At 54.8% G+C, this 25,498-nt stretch carries 24 protein-coding genes, 1 tRNA gene and 1 pseudogene; 8 read left to right on the plus strand and 18 right to left on the minus strand.

The window, feature by feature from the left end:
• Window positions 1-5: 5 nt before the first annotated feature.
• The 12 genes from rlmN to trmJ all read right to left on the minus strand — a co-directional run bounded on the left by rlmN (window position 6) and on the right by trmJ (window position 9,065).
• A complete protein-coding gene (gene rlmN, locus FQ192_RS07820) occupies window positions 6-1,154 on the minus strand; it encodes a 23S rRNA (adenine(2503)-C(2))-methyltransferase RlmN (protein ID WP_149658077.1) in 1,149 nt (382 codons plus the stop codon).
• A gap of 28 nt (window positions 1,155-1,182) precedes the next feature.
• Window positions 1,183-1,608, minus strand: coding sequence for a nucleoside-diphosphate kinase (gene ndk / locus FQ192_RS07825; protein WP_042560926.1), 426 nt, complete (start codon window positions 1,606-1,608; stop codon window positions 1,183-1,185).
• Between the two features lie 88 nt (window positions 1,609-1,696).
• Window positions 1,697-1,897, minus strand: a complete 201-nt coding sequence (gene iscX / locus FQ192_RS07830) for a Fe-S cluster assembly protein IscX (RefSeq protein ID WP_149658078.1) — start codon at window positions 1,895-1,897, stop codon at window positions 1,697-1,699.
• A 14-nt stretch (window positions 1,898-1,911) separates the two neighbouring features.
• Complete coding sequence (gene fdx / locus FQ192_RS07835) at window positions 1,912-2,253, minus strand: ISC system 2Fe-2S type ferredoxin (protein WP_149658079.1); 342 nt, start codon at window positions 2,251-2,253, stop codon at window positions 1,912-1,914.
• 3 nt (window positions 2,254-2,256) lie between these two features.
• A complete protein-coding gene (hscA, locus tag FQ192_RS07840) occupies window positions 2,257-4,119 on the minus strand; it encodes a Fe-S protein assembly chaperone HscA (RefSeq protein WP_149658080.1) in 1,863 nt (620 codons plus the stop codon).
• Between the two features lie 51 nt (window positions 4,120-4,170).
• Entirely contained in the window at window positions 4,171-4,692 is a 522-nt protein-coding gene (gene hscB, locus FQ192_RS07845; RefSeq protein WP_149658081.1) for a co-chaperone HscB, read from the minus strand.
• An 8-nt stretch (window positions 4,693-4,700) separates the two neighbouring features.
• The gene (gene iscA / locus FQ192_RS07850; RefSeq protein WP_054045385.1) at window positions 4,701-5,024 is read right to left on the minus strand and encodes an iron-sulfur cluster assembly protein IscA; all 324 of its coding nucleotides are present in this window, start codon (window positions 5,022-5,024) and stop codon (window positions 4,701-4,703) included.
• Between the two features lie 34 nt (window positions 5,025-5,058).
• Window positions 5,059-5,445, minus strand: a complete 387-nt coding sequence (gene iscU, locus FQ192_RS07855) for a Fe-S cluster assembly scaffold IscU (protein WP_003443374.1) — start codon at window positions 5,443-5,445, stop codon at window positions 5,059-5,061.
• An 83-nt stretch (window positions 5,446-5,528) separates the two neighbouring features.
• Window positions 5,529-6,743, minus strand: coding sequence for an IscS subfamily cysteine desulfurase (locus FQ192_RS07860; RefSeq protein ID WP_123410226.1), 1,215 nt, complete (start codon window positions 6,741-6,743; stop codon window positions 5,529-5,531).
• Between the two features lie 50 nt (window positions 6,744-6,793).
• A complete protein-coding gene (gene iscR / locus FQ192_RS07865) occupies window positions 6,794-7,285 on the minus strand; it encodes a Fe-S cluster assembly transcriptional regulator IscR (protein WP_121734138.1) in 492 nt (163 codons plus the stop codon).
• Between the two features lie 230 nt (window positions 7,286-7,515).
• On the minus strand, window positions 7,516-8,292 hold the full coding sequence (gene cysE / locus FQ192_RS07870) for a serine O-acetyltransferase (protein ID WP_149658082.1): 777 nt from the start codon (window positions 8,290-8,292) through the stop codon (window positions 7,516-7,518).
• A 2-nt stretch (window positions 8,293-8,294) separates the two neighbouring features.
• Window positions 8,295-9,065, minus strand: a complete 771-nt coding sequence (gene trmJ / locus FQ192_RS07875) for a tRNA (cytosine(32)/uridine(32)-2'-O)-methyltransferase TrmJ (RefSeq protein ID WP_054613614.1) — start codon at window positions 9,063-9,065, stop codon at window positions 8,295-8,297.
• 145 nt (window positions 9,066-9,210) lie between these two features.
• Between trmJ and suhB the strand changes: the two genes are divergently transcribed.
• Window positions 9,211-10,029 carry an inositol-phosphate phosphatase gene (suhB, locus tag FQ192_RS07880; protein ID WP_092278434.1) on the plus strand — a complete coding sequence of 273 codons (819 nt, stop codon included), beginning with the start codon at window positions 9,211-9,213 and terminating at the stop codon, window positions 10,027-10,029.
• 239 nt (window positions 10,030-10,268) lie between these two features.
• Here suhB and FQ192_RS07885 read toward each other — a convergent pair whose 3' ends face one another.
• From FQ192_RS07885 to queA, 6 genes are all read right to left on the minus strand, one after another.
• A complete protein-coding gene (locus FQ192_RS07885; RefSeq protein WP_149658083.1) occupies window positions 10,269-10,817 on the minus strand; it encodes a glycine zipper 2TM domain-containing protein in 549 nt (182 codons plus the stop codon).
• 120 nt (window positions 10,818-10,937) lie between these two features.
• On the minus strand, window positions 10,938-11,852 hold the full coding sequence (gene secF / locus FQ192_RS07890; protein WP_149658084.1) for a protein translocase subunit SecF: 915 nt from the start codon (window positions 11,850-11,852) through the stop codon (window positions 10,938-10,940).
• A 9-nt stretch (window positions 11,853-11,861) separates the two neighbouring features.
• On the minus strand, window positions 11,862-13,730 hold the full coding sequence (gene secD / locus FQ192_RS07895; protein WP_149658085.1) for a protein translocase subunit SecD: 1,869 nt from the start codon (window positions 13,728-13,730) through the stop codon (window positions 11,862-11,864).
• A 63-nt stretch (window positions 13,731-13,793) separates the two neighbouring features.
• Complete coding sequence (gene yajC, locus FQ192_RS07900; RefSeq protein ID WP_003185175.1) at window positions 13,794-14,132, minus strand: preprotein translocase subunit YajC; 339 nt, start codon at window positions 14,130-14,132, stop codon at window positions 13,794-13,796.
• Window positions 14,133-14,175: 43 nt separating this feature from the next.
• Window positions 14,176-15,291 (minus strand): tRNA guanosine(34) transglycosylase Tgt, encoded by a 1,116-nt coding sequence (tgt, locus tag FQ192_RS07905; protein ID WP_161807656.1) that lies wholly within the window; start codon window positions 15,289-15,291, stop codon window positions 14,176-14,178.
• 5 nt (window positions 15,292-15,296) lie between these two features.
• Window positions 15,297-16,361 (minus strand): tRNA preQ1(34) S-adenosylmethionine ribosyltransferase-isomerase QueA, encoded by a 1,065-nt coding sequence (gene queA, locus FQ192_RS07910; RefSeq protein WP_149658086.1) that lies wholly within the window; start codon window positions 16,359-16,361, stop codon window positions 15,297-15,299.
• A 107-nt stretch (window positions 16,362-16,468) separates the two neighbouring features.
• Here queA and FQ192_RS07915 point away from each other — a divergent pair.
• The 7 genes and pseudogenes from FQ192_RS07915 (at window position 16,469) to FQ192_RS07945 (ending at window position 25,494) form a co-directional block, all read left to right on the plus strand.
• Window positions 16,469-16,553: transfer RNA gene (locus FQ192_RS07915), tRNA-Leu, on the plus strand.
• A gap of 163 nt (window positions 16,554-16,716) precedes the next feature.
• A complete protein-coding gene (locus FQ192_RS07920; protein WP_149658087.1) occupies window positions 16,717-18,030 on the plus strand; it encodes an integrase arm-type DNA-binding domain-containing protein in 1,314 nt (437 codons plus the stop codon).
• 923 nt (window positions 18,031-18,953) lie between these two features.
• A pseudogene (locus tag FQ192_RS34335) lies at window positions 18,954-19,459 on the plus strand (integrase); the annotation flags it as partial.
• A 402-nt stretch (window positions 19,460-19,861) separates the two neighbouring features.
• Window positions 19,862-20,410, plus strand: a complete 549-nt coding sequence (locus FQ192_RS07930) for a hypothetical protein (RefSeq protein WP_149658088.1) — start codon at window positions 19,862-19,864, stop codon at window positions 20,408-20,410.
• Window positions 20,410-21,261, plus strand: a complete 852-nt coding sequence (locus FQ192_RS07935) for a TauD/TfdA family dioxygenase (RefSeq protein WP_149658089.1) — start codon at window positions 20,410-20,412, stop codon at window positions 21,259-21,261. The genes FQ192_RS07930 and FQ192_RS07935 overlap by 1 nt, the downstream gene beginning before the upstream one ends.
• Entirely contained in the window at window positions 21,248-21,925 is a 678-nt protein-coding gene (locus FQ192_RS07940) for a bifunctional 2-polyprenyl-6-hydroxyphenol methylase/3-demethylubiquinol 3-O-methyltransferase UbiG (RefSeq protein WP_149658090.1), read from the plus strand. The genes FQ192_RS07935 and FQ192_RS07940 overlap by 14 nt, the downstream gene beginning before the upstream one ends.
• 5 nt (window positions 21,926-21,930) lie before the next feature.
• Window positions 21,931-25,494 (plus strand): ATP-binding cassette domain-containing protein, encoded by a 3,564-nt coding sequence (locus FQ192_RS07945; protein ID WP_149658091.1) that lies wholly within the window; start codon window positions 21,931-21,933, stop codon window positions 25,492-25,494.
• The last annotated feature ends 4 nt before the right edge of the window (window positions 25,495-25,498 follow it).

Here is a 25,498-nt window from a genome sequence, read left to right on the forward strand (position 1 = left end):
CTCTCTTAGTTGTTGTTCGCTGCGTTTTGCGCCATATCGTTTTCGGCGCTCAATTCACGCACCGCGATATAACGCTCGCTGCGACGGGTGCGATCCAGCACCTGTCCTACCAATTGGCCACACGCGGCATCGATGTCTTCGCCGCGCGTGGTGCGCACGGTGACGTTGTAGCCGGCATGGTGAAGCTGATCCTGGAAACGGCGGATGGCGTTATTGCTCGGACGCTCATAGCCGGAATGCGGGAACGGGTTGAACGGAATCAGGTTGATCTTGCACGGTACATTCTTGAGCAACTCGATCATCTCGACCGCGTGCTCAACTTTGTCGTTGATGTCCTTGAGCATGGTGTACTCAATGGTCAGCACGCGTTTTTCGCCCAGGGTCGCCATGTAGCGCTGGCACGACTCGAGCAGCATCTTAAGCGGATACTTTTTGTTGATCGGCACCAATTGGTTACGCAATGCGTCATTCGGTGCGTGCAGCGACAACGCCAGGGACACGTCGATGTGCTTGGCCAGCTCATCGATCATCGGCACCACGCCCGAAGTGGACAGGGTTACGCGGCGTTTGGAGATCCCGTAGCCCAGGTCATCCATCATCAGATGCATGGCGGCCACGACGTTGTCGAAGTTCAGCAGCGGCTCGCCCATGCCCATCATCACCACGTTGGTGATGGCACGGTCGGCGGTCGCCGGGATGCTGCCGAACGATTTATTGGCAATCCACACCTGGCCGATGACTTCGGCGGCGGTGAGGTTGCTATTGAAACCTTGCTTGCCGGTGGAGCAGAAACTGCAATCCAGGGCACAGCCTGCCTGGGACGAAACGCACAGAGTGCCGCGTTTGCCCTGGGGAATGTACACGGTCTCGACGCAGCTGCCGGACGCCACGCGCACCACCCACTTACGGGTGCCATCGGTGGAAATGTCCTCGCTGACGACTTCAGGACCGCGAACCTCAGCAATCACCTTGAGCTTGTCGCGCAAGGCTTTGCTGACGTTCGTCATGGCGTCGAAATCATCGACGCCAAGGTGGTGAATCCATTTCATTACCTGACCGGCACGGAAACGCTTCTCCCCGATTGAGTCGAAGAATTTTTCCATTTCCAGCTGAGTCAGACCCAGCAGGTTAGTTTTTACAGTCGATGTAGTCATGGATTCACCTTCACTCATAAGCCAATGCTTAGCGAGTGGTTACTTCAGTAGCTGCGAAGAAGTACGAGATTTCGCGAGCAGCAGCGGCTTCGGAGTCCGAACCGTGTACAGCGTTGGCGTCGATCGAATCAGCGAAGTCAGCGCGGATGGTGCCGGCAGCAGCTTCTTTAGGGTTGGTAGCGCCCATCAGCTCACGGTTCAGAGCGATAGCGTTTTCGCCTTCCAGAACCTGAACGACAACCGGACCGGAGATCATGAAGGAAACCAGATCGCCGAAGAAACCACGAGCGCTGTGCTCAGCGTAGAAGCCTTCAGCTTCGGCTTTGGACAGTTGCTTCAGTTTCGAAGCTACAACGCGCAGGCCAGCTTTTTCAAAACGAGTGGTGATCTCGCCGATAACGTTTTTTGCAACAGCGTCAGGCTTGATGATGGAGAAAGTACGTTGAACAGCCATGGTGTAACTCCAGAAACGGTAATTTGTGAAAAATTAAACCCGCGAATTATACGCGGGTTCTTGGGTATTGCCTAACCTGCAGCGTGGCTCAGTCGCGTTCTTCGATCCAGTTGGCCTGAATGGCCTCCAGGATCTTTTCGCCACAATGCTCAGGCTTGTCGTCGAACTCGGGCAATTCCATCACCCATTTGCGCAGATCGACGAAGTTGACCGACATAGGGTCAACGTCGGGCTTGCTTTCAGCCAGCTGGATTGAGATCTCCAGCACATCAGTCCACTTCAGACTCATGACAATTCCTTGAATCAGTGCGGCGCTTCGGCTGCGTGGTTAAGCGAGTATTTCGGAATTTCGACGGTCAGGTCTTCAGTCCCGACAATCGCCTGACAGCCTAGACGAGATTGCGGCTCCAGCCCCCAGGCGCGATCAAGAAAGTCTTCTTCCAGCTCATCAGCTTCTTCGAGCGAGTTGAAACCTTCACGAATGATGCAGTGACAGGTGGTGCAGGCACAAACGCCGCCACAGGCACTTTCCATCTCGATATGGTTGTCATGGGCCACTTCGAGAATGGACTTACCGGTTTCAGCCTCGACAACCATTCCGTCCGGGCAATGCTCGGAGTGAGGCAGAAAAATGATCTGCGGCATCAGTTATTCCTCGATTTCATTCAGGTTGCGCCCCGCCAGCGCGGCTTTCACCGTCGAGTCCAGGCGGCGGGCAGCAAAGGCGTCGGTCACTTGCGACAGACGCTTGGTCTGCTGCTCGATGGCGAAACCATCGGTGCCTTTCATCAATTCGGTCAGTTCCTGCATCTGCAACTCGATGACCATGCGCTCTTCGGCGTCGAGCAGGCGCTCGCCGTCAACATCGAGGGCGCCCTGCACTGCTTCGATCAGGCGCTGGGCATCGACTTGCTGCTCACGCAGTACACGAGCGACTTTGTCGTCGTTGGCGTATTCGAACGAGTCCTTGAGCATCTTGGTGATTTCACCGTCGGTCAGGCCGTAGGACGGCTTGACCTGGATGCTGGCTTCAACGCCCGAACCCAGTTCGCGGGCCGCAACGCTGAGCAAGCCATCGGCATCGACCTGGAAGGTCACGCGAATCTTCGCCGCACCGGCCACCATCGCCGGAATGCCGCGCAATTCGAAGCGGGCCAGGGAGCGGCAGTCGCTGATCAGCTCGCGCTCACCCTGCAGGACGTGAATCGCCATGGCCGACTGGCCATCTTTATAGGTGGTGAAATCCTGGGCGCGAGCGACGGGGATGGTGGTGTTGCGTGGGATCACCTTCTCCATCAGGCCGCCCATGGTTTCCAGCCCCAGGGACAACGGAATCACATCGAGCAGCAGCAGTTCGCCGCCATCGCGCTTGTTGCCCGCCAGGGTATCGGCCTGGATCGCGGCACCGATGGCCACCACTTGATCCGGATCGATTTCAGTCAGCGGCTGGCGACCGAAGGCTTCGGCAACAGCGTCGCGAACGCGAGGGACGCGGGTCGAACCGCCGACCATGACCACGGCGTGCACGTCATCCAGCTCGATGCCGGAATCACGCACGGCGCGACGGCAAGCTTTCAGGCTGCGGGCAACCATCGGTTCGATCAGCGCATCGAAGGCTTCGCGGGTCAGTTGCGCTTTCCAGTCGCCGTAAGCCACTTCAACGCTGGCGACGGTGGTCAGGGCTTCTTTGGCCGCACAGGCCGCTTGCAGCAGATGACGCTGCGCGCCCGGATCGAGGTCGGCGGACAAACCGGCGCTCTCAATGATCCAGCCAGCAATGGCATGGTCGAAGTCATCGCCGCCCAGGGCGCTATCGCCGCCGGTGGCCAGCACTTCGAACACACCACCGGTCAGGCGCAGAATCGAAATATCGAAGGTACCGCCGCCCAGGTCATAAATGGCGACCAGGCCTTCGGCGTGTTGATCCAGACCGTAAGCCACAGCGGCAGCGGTCGGCTCATTGAGCAAACGCAGCACGTTCAGGCCAGCCAGTTTGGCCGCATCCTTGGTGGCTTGGCGCTGGGCATCGTCGAAATAGGCCGGAACGGTGATCACCGCACCGACCAATTCGCCACCCAACGTCGCCTCGGCGCGCTGACGCAGCACCTTGAGGATTTCGGCGGAGACTTCGACCGGGCTTTTCGGGCCTTGCACAGTGTCGATGAACGGCATGTGCGACTCGCCGCCGACAAAGCGGTACGGCAATTGGTCGCCCAATTGCTTGACGTCGGACAGACCACGACCCATCAAGCGCTTGACCGACAGCACGGTGTTCAAGGGATCGGTAGCGGCGGACAGCTTGGCGGATTCGCCCACTTCGACGCGGTCGGCGTGGTAGCGCACGGCGGACGGCAGGATGACCTGCCCGTCAGCGTCGGCCAGAGGTTCGGAAAGACCACTGCGCAACGCAGCGACCAGCGAATTGGTAGTGCCCAAGTCGATCCCCACGGCCAGACGACGCTGGTGTGGTTGAGGACTTTGGCCGGGTTCGGCGATCTGCAGTAGGGCCATCGTAATCAGGACTTATCTGTATATCAGGCGTGCGACCGGAGCGGCACTGGGTTAATCGTCGAGGCGCTCTTCTAACTGGCGCACTTCGTAGGTGAGCTTGTCGAGGAACTGCATGCGCCGCATCAGGCGTTCGGCCTGTTCACGTTGCGCTGCATCATCCCAACAGGCTGCGAAGCTTTCGTTCAGTTCATCCTGCGCCACCTTCAAGCGACGCTTGAACACGGCAATGCCGGCCAGGTCGGCGCTGTCTTGCAGGTCTTCGAGTTCTTCGCGCCATTGCATCTGCTGCAGAAGAAACTCCGGATCATGCACCGTGACCTCCAGCGGCAACTCGCGACCACCCATGGCGAGCAAGTAACGCGCGCGTTTCGGGGGGGTCTTGAGCGTCTGGTAGGCCTCGTTGAGGTTCGCGGATTGCTCGAGCGCCAGGCGCTGCTCGCGCTCGGAAGCGTCGGCAAAGCGGTCCGGATGAACACCGCGCGCCAACTCACGATAGCGCGTGGCCAACTGCTCGAGATCCAGACGGAAGCTCGGCTGCAGTTCAAATAAAGCGAAATGACAAGGAGTACCCACGCGCAGCCTCAGATGTTGAAGCTTTCGCCGCAGCCACATTCACCGCGTACGTTGGGATTGTTGAACTTGAAGCCTTCGTTCAACCCTTCCTTGACGAAATCGAGCTCGGTGCCGTCCAGGTATGAGAGGCTTTTCGGGTCGATGATCACTTTCTCGCCGTGACTTTCGAACACCTGGTCCTCTGCAACCACCTCGTCGACGAACTCCAGCACGTAGGCAAGGCCGGAACAGCCTGTGGTGCGAACACCCAGACGAATCCCTTCACCTTTGCCGCGCCCGTTGAGGGAGCGTCGCACGTGTTGAGCTGCCGCTTCTGTCATGCTGATAGCCATCGGTGACTCCTTACTCGTCGCCAAATCTTGAAAGTCAGATCAAGCCTTTCTTCTGCTTGTAGTCGCGAACGGCCGCTTTGATAGCGTCTTCAGCAAGTACGGAGCAGTGAATTTTCACTGGCGGCAAGGCCAGTTCTTCGGCCAGCTGAGTGTTCTTGATGGTCTCTGCTTCATCCAGAGTCTTGCCTTTCATCCACTCGGTCGCCAGGGAGCTGGAGGCGATAGCCGAACCGCAACCGTAGGTCTTGAACTTGGCGTCTTCGATGATGCCTTGCTCGTTAACCTTGATCTGCAGACGCATCACGTCGCCGCACGCCGGAGCGCCGACCATGCCAGTGCCGACATCCGGGTCTTCCGCGTCCATCTTGCCGACGTTGCGCGGGTTTTCGTAGTGGTCGATGACCTTTTCGCTGTAAGCCATGATTCTTAATCCTCACTCATCAGAGAGTCGCTCTTGAGCCCCATAAACCTGGGTTCACAGGGCCGGTTTGCGGCGACTTGAAATCAGTGTGCCGCCCACTCGATTTTCGAAATGTCGACACCGTCTTTGTACATATCCCACAGCGGCGACAAGGTGCGCAGCTTGGTAACGGCCTCGCAGACTTTCTGCGCGGCGTAGTCGATTTCTTCTTCGGTGGTGAAACGGCCGAAGGTGAAGCGAATCGAGCTGTGCGCCAGTTCGTCGTTGCGGCCCAGGGCGCGCAGTACGTACGAAGGCTCAAGGGAAGCCGAGGTGCAGGCCGAACCGGACGAAACCGCCAGGTCCTTGAGGGCCATGATCAGCGACTCGCCTTCAACGTAGTTGAAGCTCAGGTTCAGGTTGTGCGGTACGCGGGCGGTCATGCTGCCGTTGATGTACAGCTCTTCCAGGCCTTCGACCTGTTTGAAGAAGCGGTCGCTCAGGGCTTTGATGCGCACGTTCTCGGCAGCCATGTCTTCCTTGGCTACGCGGAAAGCTTCGCCCATGCCGACGATCTGGTGGGTCGCCAGGGTGCCGGAGCGCATGCCACGTTCATGACCGCCGCCGTGCATGGTCGCTTCGATGCGAACACGCGGCTTGCGGCTAACGTACAGCGCGCCGATGCCTTTAGGACCGTAGGTTTTGTGGGCAGAGAACGACATCATGTCGACTTTCAGCTTCGACAGGTCGATTTCGACCTTGCCGGTGGACTGAGCCGCGTCAACGTGGAACAGAATGCCCTTGGAGCGGGTCAGTTCGCCGATGGCTTCGATGTCATTGATGGTGCCGATTTCGTTGTTCACGTGCATGACCGAAACCAGGATGGTGTCGTCACGCAGTGCAGCTTCGATCATGGCCGGGGTGACCAGGCCATCGGTCTGAGGCTCGAGGTAGGTCACTTCGAAACCTTCACGCTCCAGTTGGCGCATGGTGTCGAGGACAGCCTTGTGCTCAATCTTGGTGGTGATCAGGTGTTTGCCCTTGGTCGCATAGAAATGCGCCGCACCCTTGATTGCCAGGTTGTCGGACTCGGTGGCACCGGAGGTCCATACGATTTCACGCGGGTCGGCGTTGACCAGGTCGGCGACCTGACGACGGGCGTTTTCGACGGATTCTTCAGCTTTCCAGCCGAACACGTGGGAACGGGACGCCGGGTTACCGAAGTTTCCGTCGACCAGCAGGCATTCACTCATCTTTTGCGCGACACGCGGATCAACCGGGGTGGTCGCAGAGTAATCAAGGTAAATCGGCAATTTCATGGACTATCTCCTAAATCAGGCTGGCTGGCGTGCCGCTAGCTCTTTGGCTGTCATTCGACGGCGGACGCTTCAATCTTGTCCAGGCGTGGCGCCTTGCCATTGCAACGGCGCTGGTCCTGACGCTGGGCTACTTCTTGCACCTCACGGCGAGTCACAAGGTCAGCCAAGCTGATACCGCTCAGAAATTCGTGAATCTGCAGGCTCAGATCGCACCACAAGTGGTGGGTCAGACAGGTGTCGCCTTGATGGCAATCGCCCTGGCCCTGGCATTTGGTTGCATCGACCGATTCGTTTACCGCATCGATCACCTGGGCGACCTGGATGCCCTGCATTTCGCGGGACAACTGGTAGCCACCGCCCGGCCCACGAACGCTGGAAACCAGATTGCTGCGGCGCAATTTGGCGAAAAGCTGTTCGAGGTAGGACAGGGAGATGCCTTGGCGCTCGGAGATATCGGCCAGGGACACCGGCCCGTGCTGCGCGTGCAACGCCAGGTCAAGCATGGCGGTCACGGCGTATCGGCCTTTTGTAGTCAGTCGCATGGACAATTACCACGGAGTTCGGAATGGGGGCGAGTATGCTATTCCCGAGTATTTAAGTCAACTATAAGACCTAGTGCTTTAGTCAGGTTTACCCGCAAAAGAGCGCGCGCATCATAGCAAAGGCTGGCGGCGTATCACCAGCAAATGCGCGTTATCGTTGTTCCCGGGCGAGCCTCGCTCGTACACCTTCCTGTAGGAGCAAGGCTTGCCCGCGAAGAATCCAACTCGGTCTAGCCAGCCTTGGTTTCGTCCTTGCCTTTGACGCAGGCGAAGTCTTCTTCGCGCAGCTCAGGCAAATCCTTGGCGCAGTAATTACTACCCAGATCCTTCAGCGCGCCGCACATGCCTTCCAGCCGACCATCAACCGCTTGCAGATGATCGAGCAGTTGACCAATGGCTCGCGCCACCGGGTCCGGCATGTCTTCACCGACACCGTAGGCATCAAAACCGATCTTCTCGGCCATGGCCTTGCGCTTGGCGTCTTGCTCCTCGTCAGACTTGACGATGATCCGCCCCGGAATCCCGACCACCGTCGCACCCGGCGGCACAGCCTTGGTCACTACCGCATTGGAACCGACCTTGGCCCCGGCGCCGACCGTGAACGGCCCAAGCACCTTGGCGCCCGCCCCCACCACAACCCCGTCTTCAAGGGTCGGGTGACGCTTGCCTTTATTCCAACTTGTGCCGCCCAGGGTCACACCTTGGTAAAGGGTGACGTCATTACCGATTTCAGCAGTTTCACCGATGACGATGCCCATGCCATGGTCAATAAAGAAGCGACGCCCCACCTTGGCCCCCGGATGGATCTCGATCCCGGTCAACCAGCGACCAAAGTTCGACACCAGCCGCGCCAGCCACTTCCAGCCCATGCCCCACAGGGCCGAGGACAGGCGATGGATCCAGATGGCATGCATGCCCGGGTAGCAAGTCAGGACTTCAAAAGCGTTACGCGCAGCCGGATCACGGTGGAAAACACTCTGGATATCTTCACGCAAACGCTCGAACATTTTTAATCCTTCCGCTTAAGAAGCTCGCCACGGGCCGCTTTCTGGGTTTCCGTGAGGATGCCACGCAATATATTCATTTCCGCCCGGCTGACCGAGCTTCGTCCGTACAACCGACGCAGGCGCGCCATCAAGTGCCGCGGCTTTTCAGGGTCGAGGAATTCGATGGCCACCAGGGTTTGCTCCAGGTGTTCATAGAATCGCTCCAGCTCATCCATGGTCGCCAGTTCGCCACTTTTGGTGGACGCCACTTCATCCTTCTCGACCTTGCTCGGCTGGCCTTGGGCCGCGAGCCAGGACATGCGCACTTCATAACTCAACACCTGCACCGCTGCCCCAAGGTTCAGCGAGCTGAACTCAGGGTCTGATGGGATGTGCACGTGATAATGACATCGTTGCAGCTCTTCATTGGTCAGGCCGGAATCCTCACGACCGAAGACCAAAGCGATCTCTGCACCTTGCGCCGCTTCCTCGACCACTTTCGTACCGCATTCGCGGGGATCGAGCAGCGGCCAGGGAATGCGCCGGTCGCGGGCGCTGGTGCCCAGGACCAGGTTGCAGCCGACCAAGGCATCTTCCAAGGTGGCGACGACTTGCGCGTTTTCAAGGATGTCGCCGGCACCGGAGGCGCGGGCATCGGCCTCGTGGTGCGGGAACAACCGCGGTTCGACCAGCACCAGCCGCGACAGGCCCATGTTCTTCATGGCACGCGCAGCCCCGCCGATGTTGCCGGGATGGCTGGTATTAACCAGGACGACACGAATGTTATGCAGCACGGGAGGCGTTCTCGAACACAAAATGGGGAGCAGAATCTTACAGTTCATCCTACCGTTAAGCTATGAAAGCGAACACCGACCTTCACCTGTAGAAAAGTTCTGATAGAATGCCCGGCTTTCTTTAACAACCTTAGGTGACACATCCATGCAGCCCATGCTGAATATCGCGCTGCGCGCCGCCCGCAGCGCCAGTGAATTGATCTTCCGCTCCATCGAGCGCCTGGATACCATCAAGGTCGACGAAAAAGACGCCAAGGATTACGTATCCGAGGTGGATCGCGCCGCTGAGCAGAAAATCATCGACGCGCTGCGCAAGGCTTACCCAAACCACTCGATCCTCGGTGAAGAAACCGGCATGCACGCCGGCAACGGCATCGAAGGTGAAGAGTACCTGTGGATCATCGATCCGCTGGACGGCACCACCAACTTCCTGCGCGGCATTCCTCACTTCGCCGTGAGCATCGCCTGCAAATACCGCGGTCGCCTGGAACACGCTGTTGTTCTGGACCCTGTTCGCCAGGAAGAATTCACCGCCAGCCGTGGTCGCGGCGCTCAACTGAACGGTCGTCGCCTGCGCGTCAGCGGTCGCACCAGCCTCGACGGCGCCCTGCTGGGTACCGGCTTCCCGTTCCGTGATGACCAGATGGACAACCTCGACAACTACCTGGGCATGTTCCGCGCCCTGGTTGGCCAGACCGCCGGTATCCGCCGCGCCGGTTCGGCGAGCCTGGACCTGGCCTATGTGGCTGCCGGTCGTTTCGACGCGTTCTGGGAGTCGGGCCTGTCCGAGTGGGACATGGCTGCAGGCGCCCTGCTGATCCAGGAAGCTGGTGGCTTGGTGAGCGACTTCACCGGCGGTCACGACTTCCTTGAAAAAGGTCACGTTGTTGCTGGCAACACCAAGTGCTTCAAAGCAGTTCTGACGGCGATCCAGCCGCACCTGCCGGCTTCGCTGAAACGCTAAGCGAACGCCCACAAAAAAAGCACCCTTCGGGGTGCTTTTTTTATGCCTGGGATTTGCCCGGACCTGCTGCAGGGCAAAGCTTGCTCGCGATGGCGGTCTAATAGTCACCGCCATTGTCGACAGGTATGACGCCTTCGCGAGCAAGCTTCGCTCCTACGGGGGCGGCGGCGACTTCTAAATAGCGGGCACAAAAAAAGCACCCTCACGGGTGCTTCCTTTTGAATGGGGCAATCAGCTCATCACTGACCCGGTTCGTTCTGCGACAGAACCAGCTTGCCTTCTTTATCGACCGGAATCTGATTGCCCGGATCACGATCCATCCGCACTTTGCCTTCCTTGCCGTCCAGCGAATAACGGACGTCGTAGCCGACCACCTTGTCGCTGATGTCATTCACGGTGTTACAGCGAGTCTGGGTCGTGGTGTATGTATCACGATTCTGCATACCTTCCTGGACCTTGTTCCCCGCGTAGCCACCGCCGACAGCACCGGCAACGGTCGCGATCTTCTTGCCATTACCGCCGCCAATCTGGTTGCCGAGCAAACCACCGCCCACTGCACCCAGGACCGTACCGAGGATCTGGTGTTGATCCTTGACCGGCGCCTGACGGGTTACTGCAACGTCCTTGCACACTTCACGTGGAGTCTTGATCTGTGTTTTAACCGGTTCAACGGCCAATACTTGCGCATACTCAGGGCCGCTTTTAACCAGGCTGTAGGTGGCAACAGCGCCCCCGGCAGTCACACCGACAGCACCCAGTACCGCACCAACCAGCAACGACTTGTTCACATGAACCTCCTGACCATCACATGCGGATCGTTGTCCGCGCTTCTCCCAGCCTTGGAGCACAAAAAAAGGCGCGAGTTCAACTCGCGCCTTTTTGGGCAGACAGCGTAGAAGCGATGGCCGTTATGGACGGTCGTCGACTTCCTTATCGGTCGCCGCAGGAGGGATCAGATCCTCGCTGCTCAGGTTCAGCCAGATCAGCACCACGTTCGCGATGTAGATCGACGAGTAAGTACCCGCCAATACACCGATAAACAGGGCGATGGAGAAGCCGAACAGGTTGTCGCCCCCGAAGAACAGCAGCGCCGCGATCGCCAGCAAGGTGGAGATCGACGTCGCCATGGTCCGCAGCAGGGTTTGCGTGGTCGAGATGTTGATGTTCTCGATCAGGCTGGCCTTGCGCAGGACACGGAAGTTCTCACGAACCCGGTCGAATACCACGATGGTGTCGTTGAGCGAGTAACCGATGATCGCCAGTACCGCCGCCAGTACCGTCAGATCGAAGGTGATCTGGAAGAACGACAGGATACCGATGGTCACGATCACGTCGTGAATCAGCGAAACAATGGCGCCGACCGCGAACTTCCACTGAAAGCGGAAAGCCAGGTAGATCAGGATGCCGCCCAGCGCCATCAGCATGCCGAGGCCGCCCTGGTCGCGCAGCTCTTCACCGACTTGCGGGCCGACGAACTCAACGCGCTTGACCGTCGCCGGGTTATCGCCGCCAACCTTCAGCAGCGCTTCAGCAACCTGGTGACCCAGTTGCGGGTCTTCGCCAGGCATACGCACCAGCAGGTCAGTCGTCGCGCCAAAGCTCTGCACGATGGCTTCGTGGTAACCCGACTCAGCGAGCTGGGTACGCACCTTGGACACATCGGCCGGACGCTCGTAGGTCAGCTCAATGAGCGTACCGCCGGTGAAGTCCAGGCCCCAGTTCATGCCCTTGTGGAAGACGCTGAAAATGGCCAGCGCCGTAAGGAACAATGTGACGCCGAACGCAAAGTTGCGAACGCCCATGAAGTTGATTGTACGTAACATGGCAGCCCCTTAAATCCACAACTTCTTGAAGTCACGACCGCCGAAGATCAGGTTGACCATCGCGCGGGTCACCATGATGGCCGTGAACATCGAGGTAAAGATCCCGAGGGACATGGTCACTGCGAAGCCCTTGACGGGACCGGTGCCCATCGCAAACAGAATCCCGCCGACCAACAGTGTTGTCAGGTTGGCGTCGAGAATCGCGGTGAATGCCCGGCCGAAGCCTTCGTTGATTGCCCGTTGTACCGTCATGCCCGCCGCGATCTCTTCACGAATCCGCGAGAAGATCAGTACGTTGGCATCGACCGCCATACCCATGGTCAGCACGATACCGGCGATACCCGGCAGGGTCAGTGTTGCACCCAGCAGCGACATCAGGGCCAGCAGCAGCACCATGTTCACGCCCAGCGCGACGGTGGCGATGATGCCGAAGAAGCGGTAGATGGCGATGATGAACAGCGAGACAAACAGCATGCCCCACAGCGATGCATCGATACCCTTGGTGATGTTGTCGGCACCCAGGCTCGGGCCAATGGTGCGCTCTTCAGCGAAGTACATCGGTGCAGCCAGACCACCGGCACGCAGCAGCAGCGCCAGTTCGGACGACTCGCCCTGGCCGTTCAGGCCCGTGATGCGGAACTGAGCACCCAGCGGCGACTGGATGGTCGCCAGGCTGATGATCTTCTTCTCTTCTTTGAACGTTTGCACTGCGACGTCTTTCTCGACGCCATCAACCACTTGCTTGGTGTAAGTGGTGACAGGACGTTGCTCGATGAAGATCACCGCCATGCTGCGACCGACGTTGCTGCGGGTTGCGCGGCTCATCAGTTCGCCACCGTGGCCATCCAGACGGATGTTCACTTCTGGCGTGCCGTGCTCGCCGAAGCCAGCCTTGGCGTCAGTCACCTGGTCACCGGTGATGATCAGGCCACGCTCGATCTGTGCCGGCGGACGCTTGCCTTCACGGAACTCGAAGGTTTCGGAAGTGGCTTTCGAAGCACCTGGCTCTGCAGCCAGACGGAACTCAAGGTTGGCCGTCTTGCCGAGGATACGTTTGGCTTCTGCGGTGTCCTGCACGCCCGGCAGCTCAACCACGATGCGGTTGGCGCCCTGACGCTGGACAATCGGCTCGGCAACACCCAGCTCGTTGACGCGGTTACGTACCGTGGTCAAGTTCTGCTTGATGGAGTATTCACGGATTTCCGCCAGCTTGGCCGGGGTCATCGCCAGACGCAGTACCGGTTGGCCATTGAGGTCGGCCGGAACAATGTCGAAATCGTTGAAGTTCTTGCGGACCAGCGCACGGGCCTGTTCGCGGGATGCTTCGTCAGTGAAGCCCAACTGAATGGCGCCGCCCAGTTGTGGCAGGCTGCGATAGCGCAGTTTCTCTTTACGCAACAGACTCTTGACGTCGCCTTCGTAGACTTTCAAGCGTGCGTCGAGGGCTTTGTCCATGTCCACTTCCAGCAGGAAGTGCACACCACCGGACAAGTCCAGACCCAGCTTCATCGGGTGCGCGCCGAGGCTGCGCAGCCATTGCGGGGTGGTTTGTGCCAGGTTCAGTGCAACGACGTAGTCATCACCCAATGCCTTGCGCACAACGTCTTTGGCCGGCAACTGGTCTTCAGCCTTGGTCAGGCGAATCAGCCCGCCCTTGCCGTTGGCCGACAGCGTGGCTGCCTTGACGTTGATCCCGGATTCCTTGAGCGCCATGCTCACACGATCCAGATCAGCCTGATTGACCAACAGCGCAGTGCTTGCACCGCTGACCTGAATGGCCGGGTCATCAGGGTAAAGATTGGGAGCGGAATAAATCAGACCGACCGCCAGCACCGCCAGGATCAGAATGTATTTCCACAGAGGGTATTTGTTCAGCATCACGCCGCCCGCTTATGACGCGGGGCGCCTTGCGCGCCCCGTCGATTGAGTAGAAGTTGAAACTTAGATCGCTTTGAGCGTGCCTTTTGGCAGCGTGGCGGCGATGGCGCCTTTCTGGAACTTCATTTCCACGGTGTCGGAAACTTCCAGAACCACGAAATCGTCTGCCACTTTAGTGATCTTGCCGGCGATACCACCGGTGGTCACAACTTCGTCGCCTTTTTGCAGGCTGCCGAGCAGGTTCTTCTGTTCTTTGGCGCGCTTGGCCTGTGGACGCCAGATCATCAGGTAGAAGATGACCAGGAAACCGACCAGGAAAATCCACTCGAAGCCGCCACCCATCGGGCCTGCAGCTGCCGGTGCAGCAGCGTCGGCCATGGCATTAGAGATAAAAAAGCTCATTTAGCACTCCAGTTGCAAATGTTGAATCTTGGGGTCAGAAAACTCAGTCCAAAGGCGGAACAGGTAGCCCGCGTTTGGCGTAGAAGGCATCGACAAAGGCGGCCAATGTACCCTGTTGAATAGCCTCGCGCAAACCAGCCATAAGCACCTGGTAATGGCGCAAATTGTGGATGGTATTCAACATGCTACCCAGCATTTCGCCGCACTTGTCCAGATGGTGCAGATAAGCACGGGAGAAGTTCTGGCAGGTGTAGCAATCGCAGGTCGGATCCAGCGGCGAATCATCATGGCGATGGAACGCGTTACGGATCTTCAGCACGCCTGTATCAATGAACAGATGCCCATTGCGGGCATTACGGGTTGGCATCACGCAATCGAACATGTCCACACCGCGGCGCACACCCTCAACCAGATCTTCCGGTTTGCCAACGCCCATAAGGTAACGAGGTTTGTCAGCCGGCATCAGGCCCGGCAGGTAATCCAGCACCTTGATCATCTCGTGCTTGGGCTCGCCCACCGACAGACCGCCAATGGCCAGGCCATCGAAGCCGATCTTGTCGAGGCCTTCCAGGGAGCGCATGCGCAGGTCCTGGTGCATGCCGCCCTGGACGATGCCGAACAGCGCCGCCGTGTTGTCGCCATGGGCGTTTTTCGAACGCTGGGCCCAACGCAACGACAGCTCCATCGACACACGAGCGACGTCTTCGTCGGCCGGGTACGGGGTGCATTCGTCGAAAATCATCACGATGTCGGAGCCCAGGTCACGCTGGACCTGCATCGACTCTTCCGGGCCCATGAACACTTTGGCGCCGTCAACCGGGGAGGCGAAGGTCACGCCCTCCTCCTTGATCTTGCGCATCGCGCCCAGGCTGAATACCTGAAAACCGCCGGAGTCGGTCAGAATCGGGCCTTTCCACTGCATGAAATCGTGCAGGTCGCCGTGCTTCTTGATCACTTCAGTGCCAGGACGCAGCCACAAGTGGAAGGTGTTGCCCAGAATGATTTCCGCGCCGGTGGCGGTGATATCCCGTGGCAACATGCCCTTGACGGTGCCATACGTGCCCACCGGCATAAAGGCCGGGGTCTCGACGGTGCCGCGCGGGAAAGTCAGACGACCGCGACGAGCCTTGCCGTCAGTGGCCAGCAATTCAAACGACATACGACTCATACAGTGTCCTCAGGGCCCGATTCTTTAGGGGCAGTCGGCGCAGGATTACGCGTGATGAACATCGCATCACCGTAGCTGAAAAAGCGGTAACCATGCTCCACCGCTGCTTTATAGGCAGCCATGGTTTCGGGATAACCGGCGAACGCCGAAACCAGCATCAACAGCGTGGATTCGGGCAAATGGAAGTTGGTGACCAGGGCATCGACCACATGAAACGGCCGGCCCGGGAAGATAAAGATGTCGGTGTCGCCACTGAACGGCTTGAGCACGCCATCGCGAGCGGCGCTTTCCAGGGAACGCACGCTGGTGGTCCCCACCGCCACCACCCGACCGCCGCGCGCACGGCAAGCGGCAACGGCATCGACCACGTCCTGACCGACTTCCAGCCATTCGCTGTGCATGTGGTGGTCTTCAAGCTTCTCGACCCGCACCGGCTGGAACGTGCCCGCACCGACGTGCAAGGTCACGAACGCGGTCTCGACGCCCTTGGCCGCAATCGCTTCCATCAGCGGCTGATCGAAATGCAGCCCCGCCGTCGGCGCCGCCACCGCGCCCAGGCGCTCGGCGTACACGGTCTGATAACGCTCGCGGTCCGAACCTTCGTCCGGGCGATCTATATAGGGAGGCAACGGCATGTGCCCGACGCGATCCAGCAGCGGCAACACCTCTTCGGCAAAGCCCAGCTCGAACAACGCATCGTGCCGCGCCAGCATTTCTGCCTCGCCGCCGCCGTCGATCAGGATCTTCGAACCGGGCTTGGGCGACTTGCTGGACCGCACATGCGCCAGCACGCGATGACTGTCGAGCACCCGCTCCACCAGAATTTCCAGCTTGCCGCCGGAAGCCTTCTGGCCAAACAGCCGCGCCGGAATCACCCGGGTATTGTTGAACACCATCAAATCGCCCGGACGCAAATGCTCGAGCAAATCAGTGAATTGACGGTGTGCCAGGGCGCCGCTGACCCCATCCAGGGTCAACAGGCGACTACCGCGACGCTCGGCCAAAGGGTGGCGAGCAATCAGCGAATCAGGGAGTTCGAAAGTAAAGTCAGCAACGCGCATGATGGGGTTCGTCTAGCAGGGGCCGGAAGTCTAGCCGAAATAGTGAAAATTCTCTATGTACCTGATTGACCGACGGTAATCTCATCTCTATACTTCGCCGCCATTGAGCCCTGATGGCGGAATTGGTAGACGCGGCGGATTCAAAATCCGTTTTCGCAAGAAGTGGGAGTTCGAGTCTCCCTCGGGGCACCATTTGCAGTACATAGACGACTACCAGCGTCTACGCAACACCCCTAGAGCCCGCTAACTGCGGGCTTTTTGGTCTCTGGGGTTCCACCCCCATCTCTTGCAAGCCAGCCTCTTTTTGGTACATTTTCTGTACAGATTCCAGTTCGAGAACCGGAGGTGTACAGCCATGCCACTCACTGCCTTGCAAGTCAAAGCCTCCAAGCCTGCCGACAAGCAATACACGATGAGTGATAGTTCGGGTCTTGCCCTTCTAGTCCAGCCGAACGGCCACAAGTACTGGCATTTCCGCTATTCGTATCATGGTCGCGCGGCGCGCATGTCATTGGGCGTCTACCCGAGCATCTCCTTGCAGGAGGCTCGCGAACGGGCTGCCGAATGCCGCAAGCTGCTCAAGGACGATATCAACCCTGGCGCCAAGCGGCGGGATGACAAGCAGCAGCAACGGGAGGCCGGGCTCAACACCTTCAGGCGAGCTACGGAGTACTGGTATCAGTTCAAGGCCGACTCCGGCCGCAGCGATGCGACGCTAAAGAAGATTCGCGACTACCTCGACAAGGATCTGCTACCGGCACTCGGCGAGATGCAGCTGGAGCACATCACTCGCGCCGACTGCGCGAAGTTGCAAGCCAGCATCGAAAAGCGCGGGGCGTTCAATGTGGCAGACAAGGCTCGGACCTGGCTCAAGCAGATTTTCAGTCAGGCGATTGCGCGGGGATTGTGCGAACACAATCCGGCTTCAGAACTTCATGCCATCGCGTTGGCGCCGCCTCCCCCTGAGCACTATCCGCATTTGCGTGAAAGCGAGCTGCCGGAATTTCTTCAGGCGCTGAGCAAGACCACCAGCCGGTTGCCGTCAAGGATTGCTTCGTGGATGGCAATACTGACGGCGAGCCGACCCGGCATGGTTCGGTATGCGACGTGGGATGAAATCGATTTTGAAGAAGGGACGTGGACCATACCGGCTGAACGCATGAAGATGCGCCGGGACTATGTCAGTCCCCTGCCCCACCAACTGATCGCAATGCTGATCAAGCTGCACCAATGCACTGGACGCAGCAGCTACCTGTTTCCGGGGAGTGGTGAGAAACGGCCCGTCATCAGCGAGAACACGATCAATCTGGTGTTTGCCAAGATTGGCTATAAAGGGCGGATGGTCAGTCATGGCGTTCGTCACACCGCGAGCACCTTGCTGCGAGAGCATGGGTGGTTGAAAGACCATGTGGAAAGCCAACTGGCGCATGTCGAGGGCGGCATTGCTGGCGAGTACAACCAAGCGCTGTATATGACCCAACGGCGGATAATGATGCAATGGTATGCCGACTATCTCGATGCGCTCAGGGACGGGATTACGGCGAGCCTGCGGGATCAGTTTGATACGCGGGTTAACCAGTTTCTGTCGCGTAAGTCTTCGGAGCTTCTCGAGTTCAACGCGGTCGGTGGCGATATCAGTGCTTTGGAAAATGAGCGTGGTCCATTCTAGCGCTAACAGGTCAGTGAGATCTCCGTGGTTTGCTTTCCTCGCGGGTCCATCCAAACAGGGCTGCAAAGCCGCCCTGTTTGGATGGACCTCACTTAAAAAATCTAAAGCCCGCGCAACTGTGGAAAACCACTGATTTCCACCGGTGGATAATTTCATCCACAGCCGCAGAACGCCCGAAAATTCGAGCCTTGACCCTACCCACCCGCAGGCGTAGAAAAGATCGTGCAAGCGCTGTCGTTGACAGCAACCCAGGTAGCCAGAACCTTTAAGGCTACGCCACACCATGGTGGTTATCCCAAAGTGCGATTAGCGTCCGGCGGCTCGCACGCTCACAGCGATGTGATGGATGCCTACTTTTAGCAGTGTGCCCACTGCGGCAACTTCCCCTTTCATAGCTGCCCTGTAGCAACCTATCCGCTTGGCCATTCCCGTGCGCCAACCTGCGCCCGTCTCTTTCTCCCGGAAAGAGACGGGCGCTCCTACCACTGCTGCAGCCCACCTCGTACAAGGCTTTGCGGCATTCCCCCTCGTGACAATTGGCGTGACAAACACCGAAGTCACCAGCAACAGCGATGCAGATGATGGTGCCGCAGCCCACGGAATGGACTGCACCTGACTGACAGTCAGACATGCCCCAGTCATCGCTTCACTGCCTTCACCTGACTCAGGATCTCGCGGCGCTGGCGTCGTCAGCCAGTGCAGCCTCCACCCGCCCACTTCCTCGGAAGTGCTCAGGAGGCCAGATCATGAGATGCCCAAGCTCCCGGTCGTAAAGAGCCGCCAGTCCCGCGTTAGTGGACAACCCTCACAGGTCGCAGGGGCCTCGATCCCTGATAACACTCAACATTCTTGGCGGGATGACGTGGGGAAAAGCTTCAAATGTTTGGCTTGAAGAGGAGTTTGATAATGCCATTGTTGGGTAGATGGGATCGGGTCGGCTGCTGATTTGTGCCGGGTCTCAGGCATTGCGGGATATGTTTGGTGGCGGGCACTACGGTACGGTCAAAGCGCACAGTGATCGCTGGAAAGCGTTCGTGCAGTGGTGCCATCAGAGGATGGGTCGGGCTTCAATGATGCACGGTAGATTGATCGGCAGACTTTCCTGGACTACGCCGGGCATCTGCGGCAGCAAGTCGAACATGGCGAGCTTACCATCACCACCGCGCAAAACCGGTTGTCCAGTGTGAACCGAACCATGGCCACGCTTCGCGGTGATCAATATGTGAAAGTGCCGAGGCCAAGTGAAGCGTTAGGACTGAACCGGACCACCATCCGCACAAAAATTCCCCAAGGCCAAGATCGTGACCAAGTGATTCGCATCGCTGAAGCCCTTCGCGAAGAGCATCCTCGGGCTGCCGTCATCGCCGAGTTGGCACGCGCCACCGGGATGCGTTTGCGTAAGGCCAGCTTGGCCGACCTTCCGCGCCTAATCAACGCGCTACTGATACGTGCTAACCATAGGTTTGATCACTCTACGCACAGGGAAGACTTGGCATGTCTCACGCTTGCTAGGCGATGGCGCCCCGACCCAGCGCACGCCAGTGGCTGCGCAGGATCTGCGTATCGCCGAACCAAAAACTTAGACACAGATTTTTCGAAGACGGTATGGATCCATTCCGAGCAATCCAATACTATCAAAGCGCCACCGTCCTACTGGAGCGAGCTTCATTCACCACCATTGCCTTCAGTGACTACCGTAACGCGATGGCCTGAAAAGCCAATTATTTATTGGGCTTATACCTACACGCCTGAAAGGTCTTCAAAACCTAACTACAAGTGATAACGCAGTTAATTTTCACTTAAACCACATTTCACCTATAAGAGGTTTCATATGAACCTAGGCAAGAACGAAGCTTACAACCATGAGAAAGGTAACGATTTTAGAATGTCGTCGCGGGCCGATATAAAAACAGAGATTGCAGAAACCAATTATGTAAGCCAGACAGCGATAGACACGATTTTGGACCGGATCAATCGTGTAGACTTTACTCCGCTTTGCTTCAAACTAGAAAAGGAATACGACTGGCGTGAAGATAAAATCAACGGTGCTCTGACCCTATACAAGCAGTGGTTGACGCTTCAGACCCTCTATGAAGATCTTTCTTTTGCGCCAAGCGAACTAATTGACGAGTTCTGGCATATCCATATTCTGGATACAAGAAAATACATGAATGACTGTAACTTCATTAAGGGTGAGTACATCCACCATTACCCTTATTTCGGCCTTACAGAACAAGAGAATGAAACAGTTCTCGAAAAAGGTTTTGATTTAACGAAAAAACTGTTCCAAATGCATTTTGGGCATTCGGAGCTTGGTTTCCAAGCAGATCATGCAGCGTCGTGTGGCTGCCGTTCCGGCAACGGTAGCAGCTGTCGCTGATGCCTACGCTTATACTTTCCAGCGAGCTTCGAGCCCTCATAAAAAAGGGCTTGGAGGTCCACGAGGGTACCAATGTAACCCATCCCCCCTTGAACGATCAGCCTGGGCTTTTTAATTTCTTCGATGCCGTGAAAAAAATTCTTCACCAAGAAAAATACGTTCATATAAGGGGGATTCCCGTATTAAGCAATGAAGGCTGGAGGGCTTTTACCAGCTGTTTCGGATTATTTTATGGAGTTGTCGAACGAACGGATATAAAAATCGATTGCCATTACTCAGCCTGCTCCATTAATCCTCTTACCCTTCATAACGATGAAGCCATAGATGAAGTCAGGCAACCAAAGTATGGATTTATTCAAGTCACCAATGAAGATCCATTGCACCCTGTTGCAAATGGAATCGTAGTAGTCCGAGAGCTAGTCCAACAGCTTAGATATGAAGCCCCAGAACTTCTGAAAATGCTGCTCAGCCATCCAGTACCTATGTTTTCTCATGGAGTTAACTATGAGGAAAAGGATGGCGAATCTATAATTATCAATTCCCCGATACTCTACAAATCGTCTAGCGGCGAGTATCAAATAAGATTTGATCATGACAGGATCAGACGATATTACCAAGAAATGAAGAAAAAGCAGCCATTTGAAGAGGGAAAAATGATATATGACTTTCTTCAGGCTGCTCAGAAAATAAAGCAAAAAATCACACTGTCGTATTCCGATCTATTAGTCCATGATAATTTGTGCACACTCCACGACAGAGATGCATGCAATATAGAGCTTTACTCCGACGGCACAAGAAATACTCGTCATATTTCGGTCAGTTTCGCGAGAGCACAAGATGGAAATCCATAAAATCCCTCGCCACTTAAAGCAATGCGGAAACTTCCCTTTTTGGCACTCGCTCATCAAAGAGTCGATTGAAATAATTCCACCTGATAAATATTTAAACGTGCTGGACTTTGGGACTGGGGAAGGTGGATTTTTGCAGCTTTTCGACTTCTTAGTACCGGAAAAACAACTTATAGGCGTGGAAAAAGATGAAAACCTGCTAGCGACATGCAAGAAGAGGCACTCAGCCCCAAATATATCCTTTACTGCTTCGTGCGACCTTGGGAACGGTAAGAATGAAACAATTGATATAGCTTACTCTCAAGAAGTAATTTATACACTTCCCCGACTCGATGAGCATGCCAGGGAAATGTATTATCTTTTAAGGCCAGGAGGGTACTACCTAGCTACGATCGGCTGCCATGTGGACAACCCAACATACACGAGGCGTAAAGAGAGAATTAGAGCTACTGAAAACTATCCAGCATTCGATTATTCATTGGATGAGGTTGGCAGATCGTTCTATGATGCTGGTTTTAGAGTTTCAGTGAAACGATTACCTGTCACAGCCCCCTTGAAATACTCATTTGAGGCGGATCCTGAGTTTTTATCTATTTCTGACTTACTACTATCTTCAGAACAGTACAAAACTTTGTTTGTATTTATGAAGCCAAAGCACCCAAGGTAGAATAAATGTCAAAATCCGATGCTGATATTGCAATTATAGATGCCAATGAAAACAACCTAAAAAATCTTAGTTGCAAGATACCGCTAAATTCAATCATCTGTATAAACGGCGTCAGCGGTTCGGGAAAAACAACTTTAGCGAAAAAACTTATTGTTCAGGAAGCTGAGCGACAGCATAAAATACAATCAGGCACCGGCAAACGTTACCACCATTTGGTGAGAGGAAATTTCTTATCGATAAAAAACCTACCTAAAGTTTTATCTATCGATCAAAAACCTTTACTGCAATCCGAAAAATCCACCGTAGCCACGGCGTCGGGACTTAACGACTGCATTAGAACCTCATTTGTTAAATATGGCGTTATCCAATGTTCCTGCGGGACGACTGTCGAAGAAACCCCAAGCTACGAAACCATTAAAAAAATTATAGTCACCGCAATACCCGATGGAAACTATAGTATTTATTTTTATGTATCCAGCAAAATATCCTCTCGCGTAGAAAAACTGATCGAATTCATGACATCTAACGGATTTAGATATTTTGAAGTAGATGGCAGCAAAAAAAAATACAGAACTAAGGATATGGAAACCCTTAATCTTGATAGCAATTCAAAAATAAAGGTTGAGGCTGACTCTCTGGATCAACTGGAGAGTTTAAAAATACCACAGGAAAGTATTTTTATATTGCGCAATAGCGAAAGCACATTTGATTTTTCTTATCAGACTTTTTGTCAGCACTGCATGACAGAATACCAAAAAAAGTCACTATCTTTATTTACCAGATCAAAACTAAGCGATCGAAATGGATGCTGCAATTTGTGCGGTGGTAGTGGATCCACTGTAAGATTGAACGAGAAAGATTTATTCTATCCTAAAAATAACCTTGCCGAAGGGTTCCTGAATCTGCAGTTTGACGGACAAAAATATACCCCCATCAACCTTTACAAATCTAAATTAAAAAGAATAATTCAGGACGGCGGAGGAAAAGTCTCGACGACATATGAGAGTTTCCCGCCTTCGGTCAAACTTGAGATTCAAAAAACTTTAATTAACAAGCTCTCCAGTTTGGAAAATACGGCGACAGATCCTGAGCTTATAATCACTTCTCTTTGTGATGAATGCGGCGGATCAGGTTTTAGTCAAAAGGCTCGAGCCGTAAAGCTAAATGGTAGGAGCGTCGCAGATATTCTTTCGCTAACAATTGACGAAGCATTTTCGTCAATACGAGACCCTGAATCTTCCGTTATTTTAAGCGCAGCGCAAGATCTCTCGCTTGGACACTTAGTGTTGAACAGAAGCACTACCACACTAAGCGGAGGAGAAATGCAAAGGATCAAGCTAATTGAAGCGATAACGGCGAAGGTGTCCGACCTACTGATAGTCATTGATGAGCCGTCAGCAAGCTTAAGCTCGAACGACATAAAAAAATTATTTGTTTTACTCAAAAGACTACAATCCTTGGGCAATACACTTCTACTAGTAGATCATTCGGATCAGGTAATTTCTCAATCAGATTTCAGTATTCACCTAGGGCCTGGGTCCGGCTTGGATGGTGGTTATATTTTGGAAACGGTTGATAGTGTTCTGCCCCCTTTAGAACCAAGAAAAAAATGCTCACAGGAACCTCAAGAGTATATTTCTCTTCGTCGAATTAGCTTCAACAACGTTGTTAATCAGGACGTCTGCTTCCCTGCAGCCGCGATCACAGCGATTGTAGGAGATTCCGGGAGCGGTAAGAGCAGCCTCGTGCAAGGAATTACATCACGAATAACTTCGAGCCCCAGAGACGCAAAGACTAATAACATAGCAACCGCGATACTATTGGATCAGAAGCATATTAGAGGTAGTAGGCGCTCAAATGTATCTACGTTTCTAGATATATCTGAAATTCTTAGAAAGCTGTACTCGGAAACGGTTGTCGCGCAGGCGTTAAATCTCGACTCTAGCTTTTTTACCTACAATGGCGCAAATGGGGCTTGTAGTGAGTGCCAAGGTTCTGGCGAACTGGCTGGTGAGACCTGTAAATCATGCGGGGGTACTAGGTTTAATAGCCTCGCGTTGTCCGCCATGGTTCATAATCTCAATATTGCTGAGCTATTGGACTTCCCCGCAACTGGTGTACTTCCCCTTGACCTACACCCGGCAATCAATAGGGTATGCACATTATTAATAGAACTGGGCTTAGGACACCTTAACCTCGGGCGTAATTTGACTGAGTTGAGTGGCGGCGAATCTCAACGACTCAAACTTGCGAGATTTCTTGGGGCAAGTGAAAAGTCCATATCGAATAATCAACACCACTTATTGATAATCCTTGACGAACCGTGTAAGGGTTTAAGCAAAAATGATTGCCAGTTTGTATTAGAGGTTCTACAAGGACTTTCCAGGAAAGGGCATAGCGTTCTTGTCATTGAGCACAACGACGCTTTAATACAGCAAGCGGATTATATAATAAAGATGGGTCCAGGGGTTGGCGATGAGGGAGGGCTAATTGTGTTCGAGGGGCCTACTAGCGATTATCCTACAGACGGCTCTATTTTGAACGGTATGAAGGTGAAACCTATCACCTACTCTAAAGATAAATCCACGCATCTGACCTCCGAGGATCGTTACTTTCAGAAGCTTTCTATCTATCAAAAGGGGGCTTTAATTTCTCAGCGCGACGGAAAGTTCTTTAACACCAAGGCTAAGCTGTTCGAATACCTCGATGATTCCGCCTGCAAACCGCCGTATTACTTCAATCCATTTTGCGCTGAACTACATACATCCGCGACAATATCTAAAACCCAGATAAAACAAAGGTTTGAGTCGCTCGCTAAACTAGGACTACAAAAAGCACTAGTTAACAATGCGCTTATTAAGCTCACTAATGCGGCTAAACTTGTTGATTATGATACCGCTTGGAAAACCTATATCGAAACTGACAACCCAGAACTGGCCTATAATTTAGGCAATGGCTGGATCGCAGTATGGAAAGATGACAAAACGGAAATACTTTCGACACGTCTGATCGATGTAGATACGCGAGTTGTTGGGGCACGCACATTAACGAGACGTACATTCAATGCATTTTATAATGATTGCAAACTATGTAACGGGAGTGGCAAGCTAACATACTACGATTCGTTTATCAGTGATGAAGCTAAAGCATGTACCGATCTTGAATTTTATTCACCCTCCATTAGACCTTATGTCAAAACAAAACTTCTATTCAAGATCCGAGAGTCTGTTAGTTTTTTTAAAGCTGAGAACCTTGCTGATTTTTCAACCCCATACCGTTCCCTGAGTAGTCGCGAGAGGATGGCGTTACTCCATGGCATTCCCAATTTATCATTCACAAAAAGAGATGGTCGGAAAGATGCATTGCGTGATCAAATTGAATGGCGTGGATTAATTAAGCTCCTTGAGTCCAGCTCATCACTGATGCCGGAGTTTCTCAAATCCTCAATCGAAACCCCTAGGGTTTCGGTGAATTGCTATTGCTGCAATGGCACAGGGTATGCCAAGGAGGTAGATCACTACCTAGTAAATGGTGCCCCCATATACCAATGCGACCCTACTGAAGTATAGGATG

Source organism: Pseudomonas sp. ANT_J12, from assembly GCF_008370045.1.
Lineage (GTDB): Bacteria > Pseudomonadota > Gammaproteobacteria > Pseudomonadales > Pseudomonadaceae > Aquipseudomonas.